Raw genomic sequence first — 23,868 nt, forward strand, 5'->3', positions numbered from 1 at the left:
GGAACGCGGGAGCGAAGCCCGGCATCAAATCGGACGATTCGGGCAGAAGATCGGGCACCGCCCGGCGGTTCCGGGCGCGGTTCGCCGGACGGCGGGACCGCGCGCGGGGCCGAGAGTGAGGAGACGACATGGTCCGACCAAGGCAGGCCCCCGGCCTGGCCGGCGAGCTGGCCGCGGAGTTCGCGGGAACCCTCATCCTGATCCTTTTCGGCACCGCCGTCGTGGCCCAGGTGGTCGCCGGCGGCATCGGCGACCACGACAGCATCGCCTGGGCCTGGGGCCTGGGCGTCACCCTCGGCGTCTACACGGCCGGGCGGATCAGCGGCGCGCACCTGAACCCGGCGGTGACGCTGGCGCTCGCCGCCTTCAAGGGGTTCTCCTGGCGCAAGGTGCTGCCCTACTCGCTGGCCCAGACCGCCGGGGCGTTCGTCGCGGCGCTGATCGTCCGCTGGAACTACTCCGAGGTGCTCCACCAGGTGGACCCCGGGCTGACCATCAAGACCCAGGGCGTCTTCTCCACCCTGCCCGGCAACGGCACCCTGCCGGTGCACGAATGGGGCGCCTTCCGCGACCAGGTGATCGGCACCGCCATCCTGCTGTTCCTGGTGCTGGCGGTCACCGACATCGCCAACACCTCGCCCGCGGCCAACCTGGCGCCGTTCGTCATCGGCCTCATCGTCGTGGCGATCGGGATGGCCTGGGGCACCAACGCCGGCTACGCCATCAACCCGGCCCGCGACTTCGGCCCCCGGCTGGCCTCCTTCCTGACCGGATACGGCTCGGCCTGGCGAGATCAGTACGGCCAGCTCTATTTCTGGGTGCCCATCATCGCCCCGCTGATCGGCGGCCTGCTCGGCGCCGGGCTGTACCAGGCGCTGGTGGCCCGGTTCCTGCCCGACCCCGACGCGCCGGAGCCGGGTACCGTCCCCACCGAGGCCGCATCGTCTGGAACGTCCGCCGCAAGAGGAGGAACCACGGATGGCTGACTTCGTCGGAGCAATCGACCAGGGCACCACGAGCTCCCGCTTCATGATCTTCGATCACGGCGGCAACGAGATCGCCCGCCACCAGCTGGAGCACGAGCAGATCCTGCCGCGGGCCGGCTGGGTGGAGCACAACCCGGTGGAGATCTGGGAGCGCACCCGCGCCGTGGTGGAGACGGCCCTCGGCAAGGCCAACCTGTCGGCGTCCGACCTGGTCGGCCTCGGCATCACCAACCAGCGGGAGACCGCCGTGGTGTGGAACCGCCGCACCGGCCGCCCCTACTACAACGCCATCGTCTGGCAGGACACCCGCACCGACCGCATCGCCAGCGCGCTGGAACGCGAGGGCAAGGGCGACGTCATCCGCCGCAAGGCCGGCCTGCCACCCGCCACGTACTTCTCCGGCGGCAAGGTCAAGTGGATCCTCGACAACGTGGACGGGGTGCGCGCGGCGGCCGAGGCCGGCGACGCCATCTTCGGCAACACCGACACCTGGCTGATCTGGAACCTCACCGGCGGGCCGAACGGCGGCGTGCACGTCACCGACCCGACCAACGCCAGCCGCACCATGCTGATGAACCTGGAGACGCTCGACTGGGACGACGAGCTGCTGTCGTTCTTCGACATCCCCCGCTCGATGCTGCCGGAGATCCGCCCGTCCTCCGATCCGCGCTCCTACGGGTCCACCCGCGCCGACGGCCCGCTCGGCGGCGAGCTGCCCATCTGCGGCGACCTCGGCGACCAGCAGGCGGCCACCGTCGGCCAGGTCTGCTTCGAGGTGGGCGAGGCCAAGAACACCTACGGCACCGGCAACTTCCTGTTGCTCAACACCGGCGAGGAGCTGGTCCGCTCCCAGCACGGCCTGCTCACCACGGTGTGCTACCAGTTCGGCGACGCCAAGCCCGTCTACGCGCTGGAAGGCTCGATCGCGGTCACCGGTTCGGCGGTGCAGTGGCTGCGCGACCAGCTCGGCATCATCTCCGGCGCCGCGCAGAGCGAGTCGCTGGCCCGCCAGGTGGGCGACAACGGGGGCGTCTACTTCGTGCCCGCGTTCTCCGGCCTGTTCGCGCCGTACTGGCGCTCGGACGCGCGCGGTGCGATCGTCGGTCTTTCGCGGTTCAACACCAACGCGCACATCGCCCGGGCCACCCTGGAGGCCATCTGCTACCAGAGCCGGGACGTGGTGGAGGCCATGCAGCAGGACTCCGGCGTGCACCTGGACGTGCTGCGGGTGGACGGCGGGGTGACGGCCAACGACCTGTGCATGCAGATCCAGGCGGACGTGCTCGGGGTGGCGGTGTCCAAGCCGGTGGTGGCCGAGACGACGGCGCTCGGCGCCGCCTACGCGGCCGGGCTGGCGCTCGGCTTCTGGTCCTCCACCGAGGAGCTGAAGAGCAACTGGAACGAGGACCGGCGCTGGCTGCCCACCTGGAGCGACGAGCAGCGCGCCGAAGGGTACGCCGGCTGGAAGAAGGCGGTGCAGCGCACCCTGGACTGGGTCGACGTCGACTGAGCGACCGGGGAGCGTCCTGACGGCCCGGCGGCCCGAGCACGGCCGCCGGGCCGTGTCATGCCCGGACCCCTGAGCGCCGCGCCCGCTACGCGCTCCGCGCCGTCCGCGCCGATCGCGGCTTTCGCGGCGTTCACCTGATCAGTGGCGGATGTTCATCTCGCCGGGCGGCCGCGCGGTGCCGTGCGCCACCCGGCCGCGGCGCCATCGTGGCTGCTCGCGGTGGGTGCGGCGCGGGGGAGCGGCAGCTTCTGACCAAGCCGTCCACTTTCCGGCAGCAACTACTGATATTTCATGACTTATCCGACAGAGTCATTGTCCTTTCTGTCTCATCAACCCCCCAAGGTCCGGCATCTCATGATGCGCCGGGGCCTGGAGACAGAAGGAGAGACTCGTGAGACGAGTCACCATCCTCGCCGCGGCCACCGCGCTCGCCCTGGCCGCCGCCACCCTGACCAGCACCGCCGCCCACGCGCTCACCCCGCCGGGCATCCCGTCGGCGAGCACCGCCGCCGCCGAACTCGCCGCGATCACCGTCGCCGCCGAGCGCAACGCCGACACCTACGACCGCGCCCTGTTCCCGCACTGGATCACCATCTCCGGCACCTGCAACACCCGGGAGACCGTGCTCAAGCGGGATGGCCGCAACGTGGTGACCAGCTCCAGCTGTGCCGCCACCTCCGGCTCGTGGACCTCGCCGTACGACGGGGCCACCTGGACCGCCGCCGCCGACGTGGACATCGACCACCTGGTGCCACTGGCCGAGGCCTGGCGGTCCGGCGCGTACGCCTGGACCACCTCGCGCCGCCAGGCGTTCGCCAACGACCTGGCCGGCCCGCAGCTGTGGGCGGTCACCGACAACGTCAACCAGGCCAAGGGGGACGCCGACCCGGCGGCCTGGAAGCCGCCGCTCACCTCGTTCTGGTGCACCTACGCCCGGGCCTATGTCGACGTGAAGTACGACTGGGGCCTGACCGTGGACAGCAGCGAGAAGTCCGCCCTGTCCGGCATGCTCGACCGCTGCTGACCTACCGCCACCGACGGTCCGCCGGTGGCGGCCGGAACCGGTCACCGGAGGGCCGGCCGGCCGGGCGGCGGGAAGTTCTCCCGGCGAGCGGGCGGCACCGGGCCGCCCACCGGAGAGGAGGTCCCGTGCCTGACAACGGTGCCCGGCCGGCCGCGCGGCGCACGCCGTGGAAGGCCGTGCTCGGCGGATCGATCGGCAACATGGTGGAGTGGTACGACTGGTTCGCCTACGCCAGCTTCGCCACCTATTTCGCCGCCGCGTTCTTCCCCAAGGGGGACGCCACCGCGCAGCTGCTGAACACGGCGGGCATCTTCGCGGTCGGCTTCTTCATGCGCCCGGTCGGCGGCTGGCTGCTCGGCCGGTACGCCGACCGGCGGGGACGCAAGGCGGCACTCACCCTCACCGTGACCATGATGTCGCTGAGCGCCCTGCTCATCGCGGTCGCCCCCACCTACGCCCAGGTGGGGTACGCCGGAGCGGGGGTGCTGCTGGTCGCCCGGCTGATCCAGGGCCTGTCGGTGGGCGGCGAGTACGCCGCGAGCGCTACCTACCTGACCGAGGCCTCGCATCCGGCCCGGCGCGGGTTCTCCTCCAGCTTCCAGTACGTCTCGATGACCGTCGGCCAGCTCATCGGCCTGGGCCTGCAGATGGTGCTCCAGCGATCCATGCCGGAGGAGGCGCTGCACGCCTGGGGCTGGCGGATCCCGTTCGTCGTCGGCGCGATCGGCGCCGCCGTGGTCTTCTACATCCGGCGCGGGCTGCTGGAGACCGAGGCGTTCGAGGAAGAGGAGCAGGCCACCGCCGCGGGCCGCGGGACGCTGCGCGCCCTGCGCGCGCACAAGCGCGAGTTCCTGCTCGTCATGGCGCTCACCATGGGCGGCACCGTGGCGTACTACACCTACACCACCTATCTCACGAAATATCTCTCCAACAGTGCCGGGCTCACCCGGTCGGACGCCACCCTGGTCAGCTTCCTGGCGCTCAGCGTCTTCTGCCTGCTCCAGCCGGCCGCCGGAGCGCTGTCCGACCGGGTCGGCCGCCGCCCGCTGCTCATCGCGTTCGGCGCCGGCTCGATGCTGGGAACCGTCCCGCTGCTCACCGCGCTGCGGCACGTCACCAGCGTCGGGCAGGCGCTGCTGCTGTCGGTGGCCGCCCTGGTCATCGTCACCGGGTACACCTCGATCAACGCCTGCGTGAAGGCCGAGCTGTTCCCCACCCAGGTACGCGCCCTCGGTGTCGCCCTGCCGTACGCGCTGGCCAACGCCCTGTTCGGCGGCACCGCCGAGTACGTCGCGCTGTGGTTCAAGAACGCGGGCGCCGAACCGGGCTTCTACTGGTACGTCGCCGGCTGCGCGGCGGTCTCGCTCGTCACCTACCTGACGATGCGCGAGACCAGGGACGCGGCCCTGCGCCGGTCCGAGCAGCCCGGCGGGCAGCCGGCCGCCGCCTGACCCTCGCCCGGCCGGCCGCCGGATGGCCCCGGACCCCCGTACGGATGCCGATCCGCCGCACCTTCCGTAACGTAGTCCTCATGGCCGCAGGCACGCGACAGAACGGGAGATCGTGCGGTACGACGGGAGACGTGGCGGATCCTCCGCGTACTACCATCTCGACGGCCGGAGTTCCCTTCGGCGCGGTCCGCGGCGGAACGGTGGAGATGGACGACAGTGAACCCCGGCCACTGCCGCCGGAGCTGCGTTCGCTGTTCGCCGACGGCGGCCGCGGCCGCACCCTGGCCGGCGGGCTCCCCGAAGGGGCGGTGGTGTGGCCCGACCCCACCTACGTCCAGTACCGGACCTACCAGCGTCCGGCGTTCTGGCTGAGCGAGGCGCCCGCCTCCGGCGCGCTGTGGTCCCGGCTGCGCGCCGAGCACCCCCGGTCCGGGCTGTGGCCGGTGCTGCTGGAGGAGTCCGTCCAGCCCTGGTCGGCCGGCCAGGTCGCCCCCGAGGCCGCGGCCGAGATCGACAACTACCACGTCGGCGCCTTCATGGCCGAGGTGTGGGCCGACTGGATCGACCGGGCCGCCGAGGAGCAGGTCACCATGCTCGACCCGTTCGGCGGCTACTGCCCGGGCCCCGCCGACCCCGCCCCGCTGCGCGGCGACCCCGACGAGGTGGCCGACTGGTACGCCGGCACGCTGGCCGCCCAGGGCATGCCGGTCGGGTTGGCAGCCGTCGACCGCGGCGCCGACGCGCTCGCCGTCATGGGCTGGCAGGGCGCGCTGCACCACAACGAGTGGAACGTCCCGCTGTCGGCGGTGGTGCGCAGCTGGGAGGACCGCTTCGGCGCCCGCCTGGTCTGCATGGGCTTCAACACCCTGGAACTCAGCGTGGCCGGGCCGCCGGCCACCGCCGAGCACGCGCTGCACCTGGCCGCCGAGCACTGGGCGTTCTGCCCGGACGCCATCATCCAGGGTGCCGGCTGCCTGGAGGACTACGCCGACCAGATCCGCGACCGCCACACCTGGTCCTTCTGGTGGGACTGAGCTTCCCGCCGTCAGGCACCGGGCGCCTGGTGCTCCGGCGGCCAGATCCGTACCTGCCGCGCGGCACGGTCACCCGGCGTGGCAGGATGCCGCTGCTGCTCCTCGAACTCCACGATCATGGCCAACGCGGCGTGCGCGTCCAGCCGGATGAGGACCTTCGGTTCGCCGGCCCGGTCGACGTACGGCGAGATGACCGGAGTCGAGGCGACGCGGTGCCGGTCGAGCCAGCGCTCCATCCGGGTCCGCAATTCGGCGGCCAACCGCAGCGCGTGCCGGCCGTCGTCCCGGCGTTCCGCGGGCTGCGAGGCCCGGTCGCTCATGGCTCCTCGAGAAGGAACAGGCCCTGCCCGGTCGCGGCGATGGTGTGGTCCACGTCGAACCACACGGCCATCCCGGCCGCGGGCCGGCGGATGATGCCCCACTGCCGGGCCAGCGCGTCGACCAGGCGCATGCCGCGGCCGCTCTCGTCCTGAAAGTCGGTGCTGACCAGCCGGGGCAGGCCGTGCCGCCCTTCGTCGGTGACCCCGATGCGCAGGTGCCCTTCGAAGGTCCGCCGGATCGCGAGGGTGAAGAACCGGGAGCCGCTGTGCCGGACGGAGTTCGACGTCAGTTCCGACACCAGCAGCACCGCCAGGTCGACCGCCGGATGATCCACGAGCGTCTGCCGGGTGACCTGCCGCGCCTGGGACACCTGCTCCTCGGTGGCCGGGAAGGTCTCCTGCCGGACGCTGCGCACCTGCGCCGCGTCGCGAGCCTGTGCCGGACCGGGACCGATGATCAGCCAGTCGAATGGCGAGTACGGCTCCTCGTGCGATGGTTCGCGATACTGGTCGCAATCTGCGTGCTTCGGTGCCATGACTACTCCTCTCCAGGATCGGTGAGCGCCGTCACCCGGTGAAATCGCGGACAAGCACCACTCAGCGTGATGGCTCGGTTACTATCCTGCAAGGGAATCCACGAAACTCTAGAAAGTCGCATCCGGAGTCCTGCAACACCCCGCATCGCGGCCTGCCCATTTCGGGCATTGATTCGATTTGCCGGTACGCACTTTCCGAAAGGTCAGGTAAGTGGCGAAACACGCAAACCCCACCATTCGTCAACGCCGGTTGGCCGGAGAACTGGCCAGGCTCCGGGAGGCGGCCGGCCTGACCCGGGAACAGGTCGCGCACCATCTCGACTGGCACGCGACCAAGACCTGGCGGATCGAGAACGCCCGATCCGGGGTGACGACCGGAGATCTCCGCGACCTGCTCGACCTCTACCAGGTGTCCGGGCCGCGCCGGGACTCCCTGATCGCCTTCGCCCGCCGGGCCCGCGAGAAGGGGTGGTGGACGGAGTACTCCGACATCTTCACCGGCTCGTACAACGATCTCGAAGCGCAGGCCTGCGCCATCCGGACCTTCGAGCCACTGCTGATCCCCGGACTGCTCCAGACCGAGGCCTACGCGCGGGCCATCGTCCGATCCGGGCCGGTCATCGATCCCGCCGAGGTCAAGCGGCGCGTCCAGGCCCGGATGGCACGGCAGCAACTCCTCACCGCCGAAGAGGGGCGCCCTCGACTCTGGGCGGTGATCGACGAGGCCGCGCTTCGCCGCCCGGTCGGGGGAGCCGAGACGATGCGCGAACAGCTACAGCGGCTCATCGATCTCGTCGATCAGCCGCACATCACCCTCCAGATCGTCAAGAACTCGGTAGGCGCCCATCCCGGGCTGACGGGCCCCTTCGTCGTCCTGGACTTCCCGGAACCTGATCTCTTCGCCCCGGTCGTCTATCTGGAACTGGCCCCCGACGGTCTGTATTTGGAGGAGACCGAGGCGATAATGCGATATACCCTGATATTCGACCACCTGCGGGCGATCGCCGTAAGTCCGGTGGAATCGAGCAAGATGTTGAACGAAATCAAGGAAGGGCTAAGCGATGACGAATGAGTCTCAGCGCATCCCCCGGGGCGAGAGTTACATCGAGCCGTCCGCCCTTGTCTGGCAGAAGAGCAGCTATAGCCAGGCCCAAGGGAACAATTGCGTCGAAGTAGCGCGCCCGGCCGGCCTCGTCGCGGTCCGCGACTCCAAGCTGCCGGACGAGCCTCCGCTGCTGCTCGGCAGGGTCCAGTGGCAGGACTTCGTCGGCGCCGTCAAGGCGGACCGGTTCGCGCGCTGACCCGTCTCCCGGGCGAGGAGGGCGATCGCCACTCCAGGTGCGGCGCCGAGCCCGGTGCGCCGTGACCCCGGTCGCGCCCAAGGGTGGTCACGCCCGGGGCCGGGCTTGACCAGGCCGGAGCTCAGGACGGCCCGGGGTGCCGGTCACCTTGGGGACGGTCCGGCCGATCGCTCGGTCTCGGGGGTGCCGTCCTTCCGGAGGGTCAGGCCGGCGGCCAGGCAGGCGAACGGGATGGCGGGGACCACGTACCGGATGTCGAAACCGGGGATGAGCACGGCGGCCGTCAGGCCGGGGAGCAGCGCGTCGTGGCGGCGCCGGACGGCCGCCGCGATCAGAGTCCCGGCGAGCGCGAACACCAGCAGCGGGAACGGCAGGTAGCCGAAACGCTGGTAGGCGCGCAGCGCGCCCGCGTATGGCTCGTGGATGCGGGTGGCACCCGGCCCGCCCTCGTAGGCCTCGACGATCGGGCGGACCGACGACTTCAGCGGCCGTTCCTCCAGCGGGAACCAGTACGGGTTGCGCTGCCTGGCCTCGGCGGGGCTGGTGGTGCGCTCCCAGCGCAGCAGCGAACCCAGGTCTTCGCCGACTGCGGCCAGGTAGTCACCCGGCTGGGCCAGGATGGCGGCGCGGGCGAACTCGCCGGCGGGCCCGTTCCGGTCACCGCGCATCTTGTACATCGGTGACCAGGTGGCCCACAGCCAGAACGGCGGGGACGGCCGGTCGTCCACCGGCGTGACCGGGCAGAGTTTCGCGAGCCGGGCCTCGGGCCGGATCACCGAGCAGTCGGCGAACGTCGTGGTCCGCGCCCACAGGAACATGCCGTCGGCCCGGGTCAGGCCGAAGACCCCGCTGGTGGCGGACATCCAGCCGGCGTACGCCAGCACCGGGACCAGGCCGGCGGCGGTGAAGGTCACCCAGATCCGCCATCCGGTACCGCGCCGCAGCGGCAGCCAGACCGCCGCCAGCGCGAGCACCACCACGCCGATGGTCCGGGTGACCGCGGCCAGGCTCAGCAGGACCCCGGCGGTCACGGCGGCCGCCGGGGTGATCCGCCGCCGGAGCAGCACCAGCACGCCGCCGGCGGCCAGGACCGTGAACAGCGCGTCGGCCATGATCATGTGTTCGAGCAGGATGAGGAACTCGTCATAAAGCAGCGGCGCCGCCAGCGCGGTCGCCGCCCAGCGGGACAGCCCGCGCCGCACCAGCAACGCGTACACCGCCACGGCGAGGCCCAGCCCGAGCAGGTGCTGGACCGCCGTCACCAGCGTCAGGCCCGGGCCCGGGGCGAGGGCGGCGAGGAACAGGGAGTACCCCAGCGGCCGGAACTCGCCGGGCACCGGGTGGGCCGCCGACTCCAGATAGGCGTAGGAGTCGGCCCAGAATAACAACGCCGGCCGGTACCCCAGCATGGCCAGCCCGCGCAGCGCTACCCCGAGCGCCAGTGCCACGACGAACGGAAGATACCGCCATCCGGATGTCCGCTCCGAGACCAGCCTTCGTCGCCCTCCCGGCCCTCGCTTTTCGGGCAGCACAAAAGTAGTGTCGGGTGTCGCCATAAAAGAACTCCTCGGGTGGATCGGCCAGATCCGTGCAGCTCAGATCCGCCGAGCATGATCATGTTTCGTTATTCGCCGCTCAATCGCCCGGTGTTACCGCCTGACGGAACCGGGCGAAATGTCGCCAAGCCCATATCTTGCCGTCAACAGGCAGAGGTTTCACGTCATCGCTTATCCGGATGCCTTGTCCGGCCTGCCTCGCGGTGCGATCTGGCGAGGAAATGCCCTTTATTGCGAAAGCCGTTGAACGGGGACGATGGGCGCGATGATCGGCGTTCTCCGCGAACGATCCGCGAACTGGGCGCCCGAGGCGGCGAACCGCCGTTCTCGATCACGGTGTCCGCCCGGCACCGGGAGGGGTCGCCGGGCGGAGGGGGAGGGGCGGGGCGTGAGATGATGGCGGGGTCCCGCGGCGGGCGTCACCAGGGCAGGGCGGGGCGCATCGCACCGACGTAGGGCCGCCGTCCCGCGCCCGCCGGGCCGGCCGGCCGAGAGCAGGAGGCCGCATGACCGCCGACGCGCCGGAGCCGGAGGACGAGTCCCCGGACGACGAGTTGAAGCGCAAGTTCCGCGAGGCGCTGGAGCGCAAGCGCCAGGGCCAGGCCGATGCCGGCGGCACCGCCCGCGGCCGGGACGGTTCCAAGATTCACGGTACGCACGGCCCGGCCGGTGGCCGCCGGTCCTTCCGCCGCAAGAGCGGCGGCTGACCGCAAGCCCAGAAGAGCCCCGAAGAACCCCGAAGTGCCCGACGTCCCGCCGCCCGCCCCCATGCGGCGGCGGGACGCCCGGGTCCCCGGCCGGCGGCCTGCCCGGCCGCGCGACCGGGGCAGGTGCCGGAATCACCCCGCCGTCGCCGTGCCGGTCGGGTGCACGCCGGCCGCCACCTCGTCGCCCACGCGTAGTTCGCCGGGTGCCTCCGGGACCAGGCGGATGCCGAACCAGACCTTCCCGTCCTGTTTGCGGTGCCGGGACAGCGTGCGGATCGGCTCCTTGCCCTTGCGGTACGTCGCGGGGTCCACGGTCGTCATCGTGCAGCGGTCGCAGCGTTCGGCGAAGCGGAACCAGGTGTCGCCGAGCCGGACCCGGGTCCAGGAGTCCTCCGCGAACGGCTCGGTCCCGTCGACCACCACGTTGGGCCGGAACCGGATGCCCGCGAGCGGGCCGGGCTCGTCCTCGCCGCGCAGCGCGGCCTCTTCGGCGATCCAGGCCGAGAGCCGGTCCAGCGAGGCGGCGGTGGTGAGCAGCAGCGGCGCGTCGTCCTGCAGCACGAAGGTGTCGCCGGGCCGGCCGCCGTGTTCCTCGCTCATCGGCCGGCGGCGGGGGTCGTCCAGCCACACCAGCCGGGCGGGCCGGCCGACGGCGGCCGACACCCAGGCGGCGGCCGTCGTACCGGCGTCGACCGCCCGGTCCAGGCCGCGGAGCCGGATCGCGGCCGGTGGCCCGCCGGCCGGCGGCGGCACCGCCAGGTCCGGCGAGCCGGCGGCCCGCAGCAGCACGCCGCCGTCCTCGCGGGCCTCGGCGGAGATCGCCAGCATGCCGGGCAGGTCGCGGGCGGTGAGCACCTCGCCGTCCGGCCCGGTGACCGCCCAGCGGCGGTCGCCGGCCAGGCCCCACGGGTGCACGGTGGCGGCCGGCACGGACAGGCCGCCGAACGACTTCACCGGGTACACCCGAAGATCGATGATCTGCACAGCCGCAGGTTAGCGCCCGCACTGTTGGGAGCGCTCCCAATAACCTTGTCGCCTGATTCGGCTTCCCTGTGACCCCTGAGACAGAAACGCCGAATGTCCGGTTTGTCGGCTGGATCGCCTTGGCCGGAAGGGGGGTTGCGGCAAGTTTCTGGGGTCATTGGCATTCACATCGCCGACTTGTTGCCGTAATCTGAGTGGGAGCGCTCCCATTAAGGAGGAGCAGGTGTCCCTCACCTTTCGCGCGAATCGTGCGCCCGCATCGGACGTCAGCGACCGCCTCCCGCTCCGGACCGCGGAGTGGGTCCTGGACGCCGACGCCGAGAGCGTTCGTGCGGCGCGCGTACTGGTCCGCAGCTCGCTACGGCGGTGGGGCGCCGGAACGCTCGTCGACGACTGCTCGCTGATCGTGAGCGAACTCGTGACGAACGCCATCCGGCATGGTGGCACCGCCTTCTCGCTCAAGATCGGTTGCGACGGTTCGTGGGTGTACGGCGAGGTCTACGACCACGGCGACGGGCTGCCCTGCGCGGGCGCCGGTGACCTGGACGCCACCGACGGCCGCGGGCTCCTGATCGTCGGCATGCTCGCCGACGACTGGGGCGTCGTACCGGAGCGGGGCGGCGGGAAGACCGTATGGTTCATCACCGGGCACCATGGGAGCCCATGAGCCGACCTCGCGGATCAGGGGTCTGTGAGGTCTCGTCGGGGCATGTTGATCACCGGGCGGTGCGTGCCCCGGCGATCCGGTGCGGCTCGCGCCGCCCGGCCCTCCCCGGAGGGCCGGCCGCGAGCCGCACCGGCGATCGCGTGACGCCGGACCGGACGGGCCCGATGCCGGGCCCGTCCGGCCGGCAGGCGTCCGAGCCGGTCAGCGGAAGGCGTCCAGGCCGGTGAGCGCCCGGCCCAGGGTCAGCGCGTGCACCTCCTCGGTGCCCTCGTAGGTCGCGACCGTCTCCAGGTTCACCATGTGACGCATCACCGGGTACTCCAGCGTGATGCCGTTGGCGCCGTGCACCCCGCGCGCGGTGGCCGCCACCCGCTGCGCCGCGCGCACGTTCGCCAGCTTGCCGAAACTCACCTGGGAGTGGTGCGCCCGCCCGGCGTCCTTGAGCCGCCCGACGCGCAGCGCGGTCATCATCGCGTGGTTGACGTCGACCAGCATGTCGGCGAGCTTGCGCTGGGTCAGCTGGAACGCTCCGATGGGCCGGCCGAACTGCTCGCGCGTCTTGGCGTACTCGACCGAGGCCAGCAGGCAGGACCGCGCCGCGCCCGCCACCCCCCACACGATGCCGTACCTGGCCTCCGACAGGCACGACAGCGGCGCCTTCAGCCCTTCGGCGCCCGGCAGCAGCGCGCCGGCCGGCAGCCGGACCCCGTCCAGCACCAGCTCGGCGGTGATGGACGCGCGCAGCGACAGCTTGCGGTGCACCACGTTCGCGGTGAACCCCGGCGTCGAGCACGGCACCAGGAAGCCGCGGATGCCCTCGCCGGTGCCGGCCCACACGACCGCCACGTCGGCCACCGAGCCGTTGGTGATCCACATCTTGGTGCCGTCCAGCACCCAGTCGTCCCCGTCCCGCCGGGCCCGGGTGCGCATCGACCCCGGATCGCTGCCCGAGTCGTGCTCGGTCAGGGCGAAGCAGCCGAGCACCTCGCCGGTGGCCATCCGCGGCAGCCACTCCTGCTTCTGCGCGTCGGTGCCGTACCGGTGGATCGCGGTCATCGCCAGCGACCCCTGCACCGAGACGAAGCTGCGCAGCCCGCTGTCCACCGCCTCCAGCTCGCGGCAGGCCAGGCCGTAGCTGACCGCGCTGGTCCCCGCGCAGCCGTACCCGGTCAGGTGCATGCCGAAGACGCCGAGCTTGCCCAGGTCCCTGGCCAGCCCGCGCGGGTCGGGGATCGTGCCGGCGTCGAACCAGTCGGCCACGTGCGGCATCAGCTCGGCGGCCGAGAAGTCGGCCACCGCGTCCCGGATCGCGCGCTCCTCGTCGGAGAGCTCGCGGTCCACGTCGAGGAAGTCCTGAGGGTCCATGTCACCGCCGAAACGATCAGGGAGATGCGCGTTGCCGCCGCTCCTGTTACTCAGCAGCCAATCACAGCCGGCCGGCCCCGCCCAACGCGCCCCGCGCGGCGGTCCGACGCCGGCGTCCCGGGACGCGGCGGCCCGCCCCGGGACGCCGCGTCACCGGCACGCCGGGCCGGGCAGGGTCACTCCTCTTCGCCGGACCTGCGCCGGCCGCCGCCGGTCGAGCCGAGGCGGCGCAGCACCCGGTCGAAGGCGTCGCCGAACGGGTTCTCCTGCACCATGTAGGTCCAGGTGGACGTGGGCCGGGCCAACCCGGTGCCCAGGGGGTCCAGGCCGTCCTCGGTGATCACCGCGTTCTCGAACGTCTCGACCGACCGGCGCGCCACCTCGTCCTCCAGCCGGCGGTAGGCGGCGACCGCCTCCCGGTGGAACTCGTCCAGCGGCCGCAGCCGGTGGCCGAGCGCGCGCAGGTGGATGCCCTCGCGCACGTCCGACATGAAACCGAGGTATTCGGTCCAGCAGCGGTCCAGGTGGTACAGCACGATCTGCCGGGCCGCCTCGCCGAGGACCTTCTCGCCGGCGCTCTCGGTCAGCTCCTTCCAGCGCTCGGGGCGGGCCCGGGCCAGCGCGTCGGCGGCGGACTCGCCGTGCAGCACCTTGTCCCGCTGCTCCAGCACCTGCCCGCGCTGCAGCTCCAGCAGCCGGGTGTAGCGCCAGGTGTTGCGGTGGATCTCCAGATTGGCGCCCTCGGCGACCCGCTGGGCGTGCCCGACGATCCAGCCCGCCCGCTTGTGCCGGACGACCCCGTCCTGGTCGGCGGGCGGCAGCGCCTCGCCGGCGGCGTGCTGGGCGATCAGATCGTCCTCCAGGCTGACCAGGAAGACCGAGCCGCCCGGGTCGCCCTGCCGGCCGGCCCGGCCGCGGAGCTGGTCGTCCAGCCGGCTGCTCGGGTGCCGGCCGGCGCCGATGACGTACAGCCCGCCGAGCTCGGCCACCCCCTCGCCCAGCCGGATGTCGGTGCCGCGCCCGGCCATCTGGGTGGACACGGTGATCGCGCCGCGCGCGCCCGCCTCGGCGATGATCGCGGCCTCCTCCGCGTCGTTCTTGGCGTTCAGCACCACGCAGGACAGCCCTTCGGCGCGCAGGCCCTCGGCCAGCCGCTCGGACTCCGAGACGTCCAGGGTGCCGACCAGGACCGGCCGGCCCGCCTCGTGCACCTTGGCGATCTCGTCGACCAGGGCGCGCTCCTTGTCGGTGACGGTGCCGTACACCCGGTCCGGCTCGTCCACCCGCACGCAGGGGCGGTTCGGCGGGATCACCGCGACCTTCAGGCCGTAGAACTCGCGCAGCTGCTCCTCCACCGCCACCGCGGTGCCGGTCATGCCGCAGATCTCCGGGTAGCGGCGGATCAGCCCTTGCACGGTGATCGAGTCGAGGATCTCGCCGGTCTCGCTGGCCGGCAGCGCCTCCTTGGCCTCCACGGCCGCCTGCAGGCCGTCCGGCCACCGCTGCAGGGTCGCCACCCGGCCGCGCGACTGGCTGATCAGCTGGACCCGGCCGTCGCGGACCAGGTAGTCGACGTCCCGGGTGAGCAGCGCGTGGGCGTGCAGCGCCAGGTTGATCCGGGTCAGCTCGTCGGGGGACTCGTACAGGTTGATGCCGCCGAGCGCCTTCTCGACGGCGTCGGTGCCCTTGGTGGTGAGGAAGACGTTGCGCCCCTGCTCGTCCAGCTCGTAGTGGTAGCCCTTGGACAGCCGCCGCACCAGCTCGGCCGCCTCCGGCGCGTCCGCGCCCGGGTCGGCGGCGCCGGCCAGCACCAGCGGCACCCGGGCCTCGTCCACCAGCACCGAGTCCGCCTCGTCGATCACCGCCACCGACGGCTCGGGCACGATGAGATCGGCGGCGGAGGTGGCCATCCGGTCGCGCAGCACGTCGAAGCCGGCCTCGCTGACCGAGGCGTAGGTGACGTCCCTGGCGTAGGCCTCCCGGCGCTCCTCGGGGGTGGAGGACTGGCCGACCCAGCCCACCGACACCCCGAGCGCCTCGTAGAACGGCCCCATCCACTCGGCGTCCCGGCGGGCGAGGTAGTCGTTCACCGAGATGACGTGCACCCGCTTGCCGCGCAGCGCGTGCCCGGCGGCGGCGATCGCCCCCGACAGCGTCTTGCCCTCGCCGGTCGCCATCTCGGCGACGTGCCCGGACAGCAGCGCGAGCGCGCCGACCAGCTGCACGTCGAACGGCCGCATATCGATCGTCCGGCGGGCCGCCTCCCGGGCGATCGCGCAGAAGTCGGCGAGATCGTCCAGCGTGGGACGCGGCAGCTCCGCGAGGTCGCGGAACCGGTCCTCCCGCGCGCCGGCCTGCGCGGCGACGCGCTGGAAGGCGCCGATGCCCACGCTGCCCGGGCGGTCCAGGGCGTTCCTGATGAATCTCGGTATCGAGGCCACGTCCACTCCAACGCCTTACGACGACTCTGACGTTCCCGCCCCCCGCGGCGTCAGGTGCTGCGCGCGGGTACTTCCGGCCGGGCGGAGGCCGGCCGGTCGGAGAGCGGGATCTCCTTGACGAAGAATGCCAGCAAGAACCCCACCGCGACGACCGGCGCCACGTACAGGAAGATCGGCGGCAGCGCGGCGGCGTAGGCGCCGGCGATCGCCTGCCTGGTGGCGGGCGGCAGGTACTGCAGCGCCTGGGGGGTGAGCGCGTTCGGGCCGCCGGGCGGCAGCGCCACCCGGCCGGCGGCGAACGCGTCGGTCAGCCGGTGGATGAACACCGCGCCCACCAGGGAGGTGCCGAGGGAGGCGCCGGTCTGCCGGAAGTAGTTCACCGCCGAGGTGGCCGTGCCGACGTCCCGGTGCGGCACCGCGTTCTGCACGATCAGCACCAGGGTCTGCATCACCAGGCCGAGCCCGAACCCGGTGACGAACATGTAACAGGCGTTCAGCGCCATCGACGACTCGGCGGTCATCCGGGACAGCAGCACCAGGCCGACCACCAGGATCCCCATCCCGGCGATGGGGATCATCCGGTACCGCCCGGTCCGGGTGATGACGCGCCCGGAGCCGATCGAGGTGATGGTCATCCCGGCCACCATGGGCAGCATCAGCAGCCCGGCGCCGGTCGCGCTGGCGCCGTTCACCATCTGCAGGAAGGTGGGCAGGTAGGCGACCGCGGCGAACATGCCGACCCCGACGAACACCCCGATGGCCGCCGGGACGGTGAACAGCCGGTCGCGGAACAGGCGCAGCGGGATCACCGGCTCGGCCGCGGCCCGCTCGGCCAGCACGAACCCGCCGGCCAGCAGCACCGCGCCGGCCGCCAGCGCGATGATCACCGGTGAGTCCCACGGATAGGTGGTGCCGCCCCAGCTGGTGACCAGCACCACGCAGGCCGAGACGCCGGCCAGCAGCGCGGTGCCCGCCACGTCCAGCCGGGGCCGCCCGGCCGGCCGGGGCAGGCGCAGCACGACGGCGGTGATGACCAGCGCGAGCAGGCCGAGCGGCAGGTTCACATAGAAGCACCAGCGCCACCCGGCGTGGTCGGTGAAGTAGCCGCCGATGAGCGGGCCGGCCACCGACGACAGGCCCCACACCGCGCCGATGACGCCGGTGTAGCGGCCGCGCTCCCGGGGCGAGACCAGGTCCGCCACGATCGCCTGCACGCCGATCATCAGCCCGCCGCCGCCCAGCCCCTGCAACGCCCGGAACGCGATCAGCTCCGGCATGCTGCGCGCCATGCCGCACAGCACCGACCCGGCCAGGAAGATCACGATGGCCGCCTGGAAGACGATCTTCCGGCCGACCAGGTCGCCGAGCTTGCCGTAGATCGGCAGGCCGATGGTCGAGGCGAGGATGTAGGCGGTGACGATCCACCCGATGTGCTCCAGCCCGTGCAGGTCGCCGACGATGGTCGGCAGCGCGGTGGAGACGATCGTCTGGTCCAGCGCGGCCAGCAGCAGGGCCAGCATCAGGCCGGCGAACACCACGTTGACCTGCCGGCCGCTCAGCCGCGGCACCTCCACGTTCACGTCGGCCGCCTCTCCGCGTCTCCGCCTGATGAGCGTCGCATGTCGTACCCAGCCGGATCGCGTTCAGGCGTCCGCCGCCGGGCCCGCGCGGCGAAGCGCTGTCCGGAGCAGGGCATCTCGTCCCGGTCTCTTGGCGCGCGGTCCGGTTCGCGGTAAACCCGATGAAAGGCGATTCCTCTGGCCCGGCGAACGATCATACGTTCAACGGGGGTGTCTCGGCCACGGGAGGCGGACATTGACCCACGTCGTGTGCACGGACGACGGCAGACGACTCTCGGTGGAGGAGATGGGCAAGTCGGACGGGGATCCCGTCTTCCTCCTGCACGGCACCCCGGGCAGCAGGATCGGTCCGCACCCGAGGATCTCCGTGCTGTACTGGCTCGGCGTGCGGCTGATCACCTTCGATCGGCCGGGTTACGGCGGCTCCGACCGCCAGGTCGGGCGGTCGGTCGGCAGCGTGGCCGGCGACGTGTCGGCGATCGCGGATCACCTGGGGCTGGACCGGTTCTCGGTGGTGGGGCGCTCGGGCGGCGGGCCGCACGCGCTCGCCTGTGCCGCGCTGCTGCCCGAGCGTGTCCTGCGGGTGGCCGTGCTGGTCGGTCTCGCTCCGCACGCCGCCGAGGGCCTGGACTGGTTCGGCGGGATGACCCCGTCCAACGTCACCGAGTACACCGTCGCGCTCAGCGGACGCCACCGGTTCGCCGACTGGCTCGCCCCGGCCGCCCGGGAGATCCGGGCGGATCCGGCCAGCCTGATCGCCGGGCTGTACGCCGAACTGCCGGAGGCGGACCGCCGGATGGTCAACAATCCCGGCGTGCGCGACATGTTGCTGCGCAACTACGCCGAGGCCCTGCGCCGGTCCGAGGACGGCTGGGTCGACGACGCGATCGCCTTCTGCTCGCCATGGGGCTTCGACCCGGCGGACATCACGGTGCCCACCCTGCTCTGGCACGGCGGCCAGGACCGCTTCTCGCCCATCGACCACTCCCGCTGGCTGGCCACGCGCATCCGGACCGCCACCATGTGGGAGGAGCCGGAGGCCGCGCACTTCGGTGCCCTGGCCGCGCTCCCGGACCTGCTTCCCTGGCTGGTGAACGGCGAGGACGCCGCCTGATCACCAGGGCTGCAGCTCCAGGTCCCGGGTGATCTTGCGCCAGGCCGCGAGATCGGCGATGTAGGGGTGATCGTCGCCGAGGGCGGCGCGCATGGAGTGCAGCACCTGCTCACGCATCCGCCGTCCTTCGGCGGACCGCCCGGCGGCGTTCAGCGTGACCGACAGATTCGCCTCGCACACGAGCGTGTCAGGGTGTTCAGGACCGAGGATGGCCGTCAACCGCCGCAGGGTGTCCTGGAGCAGTTCCTCGGCCCCGGCCAGGTCGCCGGCCTCCGACCGGCCGTTCGCCACGTTCGTCGCGCAGTTGAGCGTCAGCGGGTGGTCGGGCCCCAGCTTGTCGATGAACGCGCGGTAGGTGGACTCGGCCAGCCCGTCATCCGGCGCCGGATCTTCCCAGTGGCGCCGGTAACAGGCGAGATTGATGGCCGCCACCAGCGTGTTGGGATGCTCGTCGCCCAGCGTCCGCCGGTAGTACTCGGTGACCTCGGCGGCGGCGTTCCTGGCGGCGGCCGGCTCCCCGGTCCGCGCCTGGCAGGCCGCGAGTTCCAGGCGGCACAGCACGGCCTCCGGATGCCCGCTGCCGTACCGTTGCACGTACCGCTCGTAGGTCTCCTCGGCCAGCGCGCGCGCCTCGCGCTCCAGGCCGGCCCGCCGCAGCGAGGTGGCCAGGCCGGTGGCCGCCCGCAGGGTCTCCACGAACGACTCGCCGAGCACCTGGCCGTACAGCTCGGCGGTCTGCCGCATCATCTCCACGGCCTCGGAGAAGTGGCCCAGCTCCCGCAGGTCGCGGGCCAGGTGGGTGGTGGTGTGCAGGGTATAGGGATGCCGGGCGCCGATGACCTTGCGGCGATGTTCCACCGTCTCCTGGTCCAGGTCCCGGGCGGCGATGAAGTCCCCGGCGAGCCGCAGGCTGATGCCCAGATTGTGCGCGGCCATCAACGTCCGGGGGTGGTCCTCGTCGAACAGGTCCTTGGTCCGGTCGTAGGTCTGGCGGCCGACCCGCAGGGCCCCCTGGAAGTCGCCCAGCGCGCGCAGGTCGGCCGCCAGGCTGCCGGCGGTGGACAGCGTGTAGGGATGGGTCTCGCCCAGTTCCCTGGTCTGGTGGGTGAGCACCTGGGTGTCCACGTCGTGCGCCTCGGCGTACCGGCCCATCGACCGGAGGGTGTTGGCGATGTGGAACCGGAGATGCACGGTCTGCCGGTCGTCCACCCCGAGCTTGACGTTCCACTTCTCCTCCAGCTCGTTGCCGAGCCGGAGGCTGGCCTCGTACTCGCCGCGCTTCCACAGGTAGCGCACCCGGTCGATGAGCAGCGTGCGGATGGCCTCCTCGTCGCACTCGGCGGCATCGGACGGCCCGAGATGCGGCCAGATCTCGTCGTAGCGCGGCCAGTTCTCCGGGTCGTCGGTGTCGCCGCGCCGGGGTCGCCCGGCCACCAGGATGCGGTGCACCTCGTGGACGGTGGTCTCCCGCTGGTCGGAATCCATCCGGGCGCGCACCACGGCCTGGATCAGCCGGTGGACCTGGATGGAATTCGCCGCCTGGTCGACCCGGGCCAGCGCGTACCGGCCGAGCTGCCGGATGACCGGGCCGAGCATGAGCTTGTCCGACATCCGGCTGTCGAGGGGCCGCAGGCACTCCAGCATCGCGTCGCAGTAGAGCATGTCCAGCGCCACCGGCTCGGGCCCGAAGAAGGCGAGCAGTTCCAGCAGCCGGGCCGAGGCGGGCGACTGCCGGCGCAGCCGGTCGAAGGACAGGTCCCAGGTGGTGACGACGGACGTCGGATAGTCGGTGGGCTGCTCGGCCTGCTGCAGCATCTTGGCCGCCTGCTTCTCCAGCAGCACCACGTACTCGTCGGAGGGCATGCCGGTCTGCTGCAACCACGCGCCGGCCTGCTCGATGGCGAGGGGAAGGTCACCGAGCGCGGAGGCCACCTTGTCGGCGTCGGAGAGGCTCAGCCCGGGCGCCCGGCGGCGCAGGTGCTCCACGCTCTCCTCGCGGGTGAAGACGTTGATCTCGAGCGGGTCGGCGACCTGCGACCACGCCGGGTTCCGTGAGGTGATCAGGATGTGCCCGGTGCCGCTCGGCAGGTACGGCTCCAGGTCCTTGGGGTCGTCGGCGTTGTCGAAGATGAGCAGCCATCGGCCGTGCGGGCGGCCCAGCCGCAGCGCCTCCTTCGCCGCCTTGGCGGCATCGGCCACGGTGTCCCGCGTCGGCAGGTCGAGCGCTTCGGCCAGCTCGGCCAGCCGTGGGTTGATCTGCTCCAGGTGCTCGGCCGCGATCCACCAGATGACGTCGTAGTCGGCCATGAAGCGGTGGGCGTACTCCAGCGCGACCTGGGTCTTGCCCACGCCGCCCAGGCCGTAGAGCGCCTGGGGAAGCACCACCGTCTTGCTGCCGCTCACGATCTGGTCGCGCAGCTTCTCCAGTACGGCGTTGCGACCGGTGAAGGCGGCGTTGCGGGTGGTGACATTCCACACCACGGGCCGGATACCGGGGAACCGCGGGCCGGCCACGTCCTCGGCGACGGTGTCGCCGGACGCCTGGGCCGGGCGTCCGAGCGCGCGGAGCAGGGACTCGATGGCCTCGGACTCCGACAGACCGGCCCTGGTGAGATCCACGATCGTGCGCTCGCCCCCGGCGGTGGTGACCCGCGCGTCCCCCACCCGGGCGGTCACCTCGCGCAGCCGGCCGCCCTGACCGGACGAGGCCGCGATCAGCCGGCCGAGCGCCTGCGCCTGGACCGAGCGCAGGTAGGCGGGGGAGTGCACCGCGACGACGTAACCGACGCCCGCCGGCTTGTCCTTGGCGGGAGATCCGGTGGGCACGTGCGGTGCCACCCGGAAGCCGGCCCGCTCCAGGACCGAGGTGATCCAGTCGGCCCACATGCGGTCTTCGGGCACGTAGCTGAGCAGGACGTCCTGTGACACGGTGGCCTGCCGGCGGATGAAGGCGTCCCGCACGCGCAGGCGCAACTCCTCGGGCATCACCGGCAGGGACACGATCTCACCCTGGGTGATCGCGCCGGCCAGGCGCTCGAACGCGGCCAGCAGCGAGGTGGGGGAGCCGGGCGCGTCACCGAACGCGGCCAGCGTCTCCTCGAAGGCGTAGAAGCGCTTGTAGGGGATCTCCACCCGCCCCCAGTAGTCCCGGCGCTGCTCGGCGGTCAGGCCCCGGGGCAGGCCGTCGAACCGCTGCCGGGCCAGCGCGCGCCCGGCGTCCAGCTTCTCCTTCTCTCCGTCGTCGATCCGCATGGGCACCGGCAGGATCCGGATGTTCTGCTGCCGGTAGCGCGTGTCGATCTGCTGGGCCACGCCGGCCGCGCCCTCGATGCTCTGGTCGCTCAGCGTGAAGCAGACCGCCACGGTGTCCGGGAAGTGCACGGTGCAGATGTCGGCGATGTCGCTCAGTCCGGTGCGGCTGTCGATGAGCACGTAGTCGTAGTTGCTTCGCATGTCGGCGCGCAGCGCGTCGAGGAACTGGCCGCCGTTCAACCGGGTGTAGAAGGTGTCCCAGTTGAAGGTGGAGATCAGCGACGAGTAGTCGCGGTTCTGCTTGCCGGCGGAGACGAAGTCCAGCCTGCCGTGCCCGGGGAAGCCGCTCCAGTCGATTCGGGCCACGTTCCGGCGGACCTGGGCGTAGTCCCGGTGCCACCCCTCCGGCCGGGGCGTGGTGCGCAGCGTCGCCATCGTGTAGTGGTTGATCATGTCGATGACACCCTCCATCGCGCCGACGGAACCGGCGGGGAGGAAGGGGTGGAAGAACTTGTGCAGGCCCGGGGATTCCAGATCCCAGTCGAGCATGAGGACGCGCTTGCCGTTCGCCGCCAGGATCCAGGCCGTGTTCGCCAGGGCCATGGTGCGCCCGGTTCCGCCCTTGTAGGAGTAGAACGTGATGATGTGGCCCTCGGGGGCATCACTCATGGCCGCACCTCCGGGGCGTTGCCAGGGGATGGGAAAACGGGACTTTGCAGTCGTGGGCGTCCGATCGACGGGACGCCCGCCGGTGGGTTGGTCGACGCCTGCTCCAGGTACCGGGACATCACCGCGCGGGCCAGCTCGGGCACCGTCCGGCAGAACTGGTCGAAATCGTGGACGTCGTTGGCGAGGGAGCGTTTGGCGGGCAGCCCTTCGGAGAGTTTCCGCGGCAGCGCCTCCCAGAGCCGTTCCCGCAACCGGGACTGCACCGCGGAGCTCTGCGGGTCGTCCTTGTTCCAGGCCACCATCACCGTGATCCACGGGCGGTCCGCCGCGTCCAGGCGGCGCAACCGCTCGAACACGTGGTCTGAGGTGACGGCCCAGGCGTCCAGCAGGACCAGCCCCGGACTGTCGGCCGTGGCGCCGCCGAACAGGTGGTCGGCGTGCTCGTCCAGTGACCCGATCTCCGGCCGGTACCCGACGGTGCGTACCAGGTCACCCGCGTGATCGGCGAGTGACCTGGTCATCGTCGGCCGGTAGGGATTCCACTCCCGGGCGGCGAGACCGTAGTAGTAAGGGCTGCAGTCCTTCGGCAGGTGGCCGAGATCCGGGGCCACCACGGTGACGCGCAACCGGCCCCCCTCGTAGGGGCCGAACGCGCTTTTCAGCGAATCGTAGTCGGGCGGGTCGCCGGGCGGGAGCCGGGTAGACTGGCCCACCTCGACGATACGCTGGGCGAGGTTGTACACGGCCGTTTGGTAGTCTTTTTTATATTGCTGGACTATTATCCCGTAAAGTCCTTGATCCGCATACCGCGGGCCGACGCCCGCGTGGTTGAAATGAATCGACCTCGCCACCTCCGGCATCTCGTCGACCGGGACCGGTACCCAGAGCGCCGGAATGATCGTTTCGGCTCGTTCGGAAACGCGCGCCCGGTGTAACAGCACACGCTCATAGAAGGCCGCCCACTCCTTGCCGCAGTGTTCGCTCTCGAAGTACCGGCGGGAGTAGAGCGGGACGAAGACCCGGCAGGTGGCCAGACTCTCCGCGAGCCGGTCGGGCCAGTAACTTCCCGAATGGAGTTCACGATCCATGAACCCGGGCTTGCCGTTCAGTCCGCCCAGGACCATCACATGCCGGCACAGTTCTGTGAAGAACTTCTCGACCGCCTGGTCCGGATCGTAGGGATCGGCGAGGTCATGCCGGGGCGTGTGTGCGTAGCTGAAGAAGAAGTAAGGGCCGGTACGCGTATCATCCGACACTCGCAGACGCACCTCCAGCCGCGATCCGGTGCGGAAACATGACTATAGAAGCGCACCTTAGGTCCCGGCAATGTCGGCGAGCAATGTGAAAGCGAAAAACAGCCGCCGGCCCTGT

At 71.5% G+C, this 23,868-nt stretch carries 19 protein-coding genes; 10 read left to right on the plus strand and 9 right to left on the minus strand.

Features of this window, described 5'->3' with window-relative positions; genetic code table 11:
• Positions 1-128: 128 nt before the first annotated feature.
• From Sru01_RS08530 to Sru01_RS08550, 5 genes are all read left to right on the plus strand, one after another.
• Positions 129-986 (plus strand): MIP/aquaporin family protein, encoded by an 858-nt coding sequence (locus Sru01_RS08530; RefSeq protein ID WP_203983354.1) that lies wholly within the window; start codon positions 129-131, stop codon positions 984-986.
• On the plus strand, positions 979-2,496 hold the full coding sequence (gene glpK, locus Sru01_RS08535) for a glycerol kinase GlpK (protein ID WP_203983355.1): 1,518 nt from the start codon (positions 979-981) through the stop codon (positions 2,494-2,496). The genes Sru01_RS08530 and glpK overlap by 8 nt, the downstream gene beginning before the upstream one ends.
• Before the next feature lie 391 nt (positions 2,497-2,887).
• On the plus strand, positions 2,888-3,520 hold the full coding sequence (locus tag Sru01_RS08540) for an HNH endonuclease family protein (protein ID WP_203983356.1): 633 nt from the start codon (positions 2,888-2,890) through the stop codon (positions 3,518-3,520).
• A gap of 125 nt (positions 3,521-3,645) precedes the next feature.
• Entirely contained in the window at positions 3,646-4,971 is a 1,326-nt protein-coding gene (locus Sru01_RS08545; protein WP_239137128.1) for an MFS transporter, read from the plus strand.
• A 206-nt stretch (positions 4,972-5,177) separates the two neighbouring features.
• On the plus strand, positions 5,178-6,005 hold the full coding sequence (locus Sru01_RS08550; RefSeq protein WP_203983357.1) for a DUF4253 domain-containing protein: 828 nt from the start codon (positions 5,178-5,180) through the stop codon (positions 6,003-6,005).
• Positions 6,006-6,016: 11 nt separating this feature from the next.
• Here Sru01_RS08550 and Sru01_RS08555 read toward each other — a convergent pair whose 3' ends face one another.
• A complete protein-coding gene (locus Sru01_RS08555; RefSeq protein ID WP_203983358.1) occupies positions 6,017-6,325 on the minus strand; it encodes a hypothetical protein in 309 nt (102 codons plus the stop codon).
• The gene (locus Sru01_RS08560; protein ID WP_203983359.1) at positions 6,322-6,861 is read right to left on the minus strand and encodes an ATP-binding protein; all 540 of its coding nucleotides are present in this window, start codon (positions 6,859-6,861) and stop codon (positions 6,322-6,324) included. Before Sru01_RS08560 ends, Sru01_RS08555 begins: the two co-directional genes overlap by 4 nt.
• A 250-nt stretch (positions 6,862-7,111) precedes the next feature.
• Between Sru01_RS08560 and Sru01_RS08565 the strand changes: the two genes are divergently transcribed.
• Positions 7,112-7,933, plus strand: coding sequence for a helix-turn-helix domain-containing protein (locus Sru01_RS08565; protein ID WP_239137130.1), 822 nt, complete (start codon positions 7,112-7,114; stop codon positions 7,931-7,933).
• Positions 7,923-8,162 (plus strand): DUF397 domain-containing protein, encoded by a 240-nt coding sequence (locus Sru01_RS08570; protein WP_203983361.1) that lies wholly within the window; start codon positions 7,923-7,925, stop codon positions 8,160-8,162. The genes Sru01_RS08565 and Sru01_RS08570 overlap by 11 nt, the downstream gene beginning before the upstream one ends.
• Positions 8,163-8,305: 143 nt before the next feature.
• Here Sru01_RS08570 and Sru01_RS08575 read toward each other — a convergent pair whose 3' ends face one another.
• Entirely contained in the window at positions 8,306-9,610 is a 1,305-nt protein-coding gene (locus Sru01_RS08575; RefSeq protein WP_203983362.1) for a hypothetical protein, read from the minus strand.
• Between the two features lie 614 nt (positions 9,611-10,224).
• Here Sru01_RS08575 and Sru01_RS08580 point away from each other — a divergent pair.
• Positions 10,225-10,425: a DUF5302 domain-containing protein gene (locus tag Sru01_RS08580; protein ID WP_203983363.1), complete on the plus strand. Its 201-nt coding sequence runs from the start codon at positions 10,225-10,227 to the stop codon at positions 10,423-10,425.
• Positions 10,426-10,557: 132 nt separating this feature from the next.
• On the opposite strand, the gene Sru01_RS08585 is transcribed toward Sru01_RS08580, so the two are convergent.
• The gene (locus tag Sru01_RS08585) at positions 10,558-11,409 is read right to left on the minus strand and encodes an MOSC domain-containing protein (RefSeq protein ID WP_203983364.1); all 852 of its coding nucleotides are present in this window, start codon (positions 11,407-11,409) and stop codon (positions 10,558-10,560) included.
• 223 nt (positions 11,410-11,632) lie between these two features.
• Here Sru01_RS08585 and Sru01_RS08590 point away from each other — a divergent pair, with 223 nt between their 5' ends.
• The gene (locus Sru01_RS08590) at positions 11,633-12,076 is read left to right on the plus strand and encodes an ATP-binding protein (RefSeq protein ID WP_203983365.1); all 444 of its coding nucleotides are present in this window, start codon (positions 11,633-11,635) and stop codon (positions 12,074-12,076) included.
• Positions 12,077-12,277: 201 nt separating this feature from the next.
• On the opposite strand, the gene Sru01_RS08595 is transcribed toward Sru01_RS08590, so the two are convergent.
• The 3 genes from Sru01_RS08595 to Sru01_RS08605 all read right to left on the minus strand — a co-directional run bounded on the left by Sru01_RS08595 (position 12,278) and on the right by Sru01_RS08605 (position 17,462).
• Entirely contained in the window at positions 12,278-13,441 is a 1,164-nt protein-coding gene (locus Sru01_RS08595; protein ID WP_203983366.1) for an acyl-CoA dehydrogenase family protein, read from the minus strand.
• Positions 13,442-13,617: 176 nt separating this feature from the next.
• Positions 13,618-15,873 carry an accessory Sec system translocase SecA2 gene (gene secA2 / locus Sru01_RS08600; RefSeq protein ID WP_203983378.1) on the minus strand — a complete coding sequence of 752 codons (2,256 nt, stop codon included), beginning with the start codon at positions 15,871-15,873 and terminating at the stop codon, positions 13,618-13,620.
• A gap of 59 nt (positions 15,874-15,932) precedes the next feature.
• Positions 15,933-17,462, minus strand: a complete 1,530-nt coding sequence (locus tag Sru01_RS08605) for an MDR family MFS transporter (RefSeq protein WP_239137132.1) — start codon at positions 17,460-17,462, stop codon at positions 15,933-15,935.
• A 235-nt stretch (positions 17,463-17,697) separates the two neighbouring features.
• On the opposite strand from Sru01_RS08605, the gene Sru01_RS08610 reads away from it, so the two are divergent.
• Positions 17,698-18,576, plus strand: coding sequence for an alpha/beta fold hydrolase (locus Sru01_RS08610; protein WP_203983367.1), 879 nt, complete (start codon positions 17,698-17,700; stop codon positions 18,574-18,576).
• Here Sru01_RS08610 and fxsT read toward each other — a convergent pair whose 3' ends face one another.
• Together fxsT and Sru01_RS08620 are read right to left on the minus strand one after the other, a co-directional pair.
• Positions 18,577-22,497 (minus strand): FxSxx-COOH system tetratricopeptide repeat protein, encoded by a 3,921-nt coding sequence (gene fxsT, locus Sru01_RS08615; RefSeq protein ID WP_203983368.1) that lies wholly within the window; start codon positions 22,495-22,497, stop codon positions 18,577-18,579.
• Complete coding sequence (locus tag Sru01_RS08620; RefSeq protein ID WP_203983369.1) at positions 22,494-23,753, minus strand: TIR-like protein FxsC; 1,260 nt, start codon at positions 23,751-23,753, stop codon at positions 22,494-22,496. The genes fxsT and Sru01_RS08620 overlap by 4 nt, the downstream gene beginning before the upstream one ends.
• Between the last annotated feature and the right edge of the window lie 115 nt (positions 23,754-23,868).

Origin of the sequence: Sphaerisporangium rufum (assembly GCF_016863395.1) — a bacterium.
Classification (GTDB): Bacteria; Actinomycetota; Actinomycetes; order Streptosporangiales; family Streptosporangiaceae; genus Sphaerisporangium; species Sphaerisporangium rufum.

Bases quoted from the DNA above. Each gene is read 5' to 3' on its own strand.
- Sru01_RS08595 (WP_203983366.1), bottom strand. From the start codon at position 13,441: ATGGACCCTCAGGACTTCCTCGACGTGGACCGCGAGCTCTCCGACGAG.
- Sru01_RS08550 (WP_203983357.1), top strand. From the start codon at position 5,178: ATGGACGACAGTGAACCCCGGCCACTGCCGCCGGAGCTGCGTTCGCTG.
- glpK (WP_203983355.1), top strand. From the start codon at position 979: ATGGCTGACTTCGTCGGAGCAATCGACCAGGGCACCACGAGCTCCCGC.
- Sru01_RS08580 (WP_203983363.1), top strand. From the start codon at position 10,225: ATGACCGCCGACGCGCCGGAGCCGGAGGACGAGTCCCCGGACGACGAG.
- fxsT (WP_203983368.1), bottom strand. From the start codon at position 22,497: ATGAGTGATGCCCCCGAGGGCCACATCATCACGTTCTACTCCTACAAG.
- Sru01_RS08555 (WP_203983358.1), bottom strand. From the start codon at position 6,325: ATGAGCGACCGGGCCTCGCAGCCCGCGGAACGCCGGGACGACGGCCGG.
- Sru01_RS08570 (WP_203983361.1), top strand. From the start codon at position 7,923: ATGACGAATGAGTCTCAGCGCATCCCCCGGGGCGAGAGTTACATCGAG.
- Sru01_RS08560 (WP_203983359.1), bottom strand. From the start codon at position 6,861: ATGGCACCGAAGCACGCAGATTGCGACCAGTATCGCGAACCATCGCAC.
- Sru01_RS08530 (WP_203983354.1), top strand. From the start codon at position 129: ATGGTCCGACCAAGGCAGGCCCCCGGCCTGGCCGGCGAGCTGGCCGCG.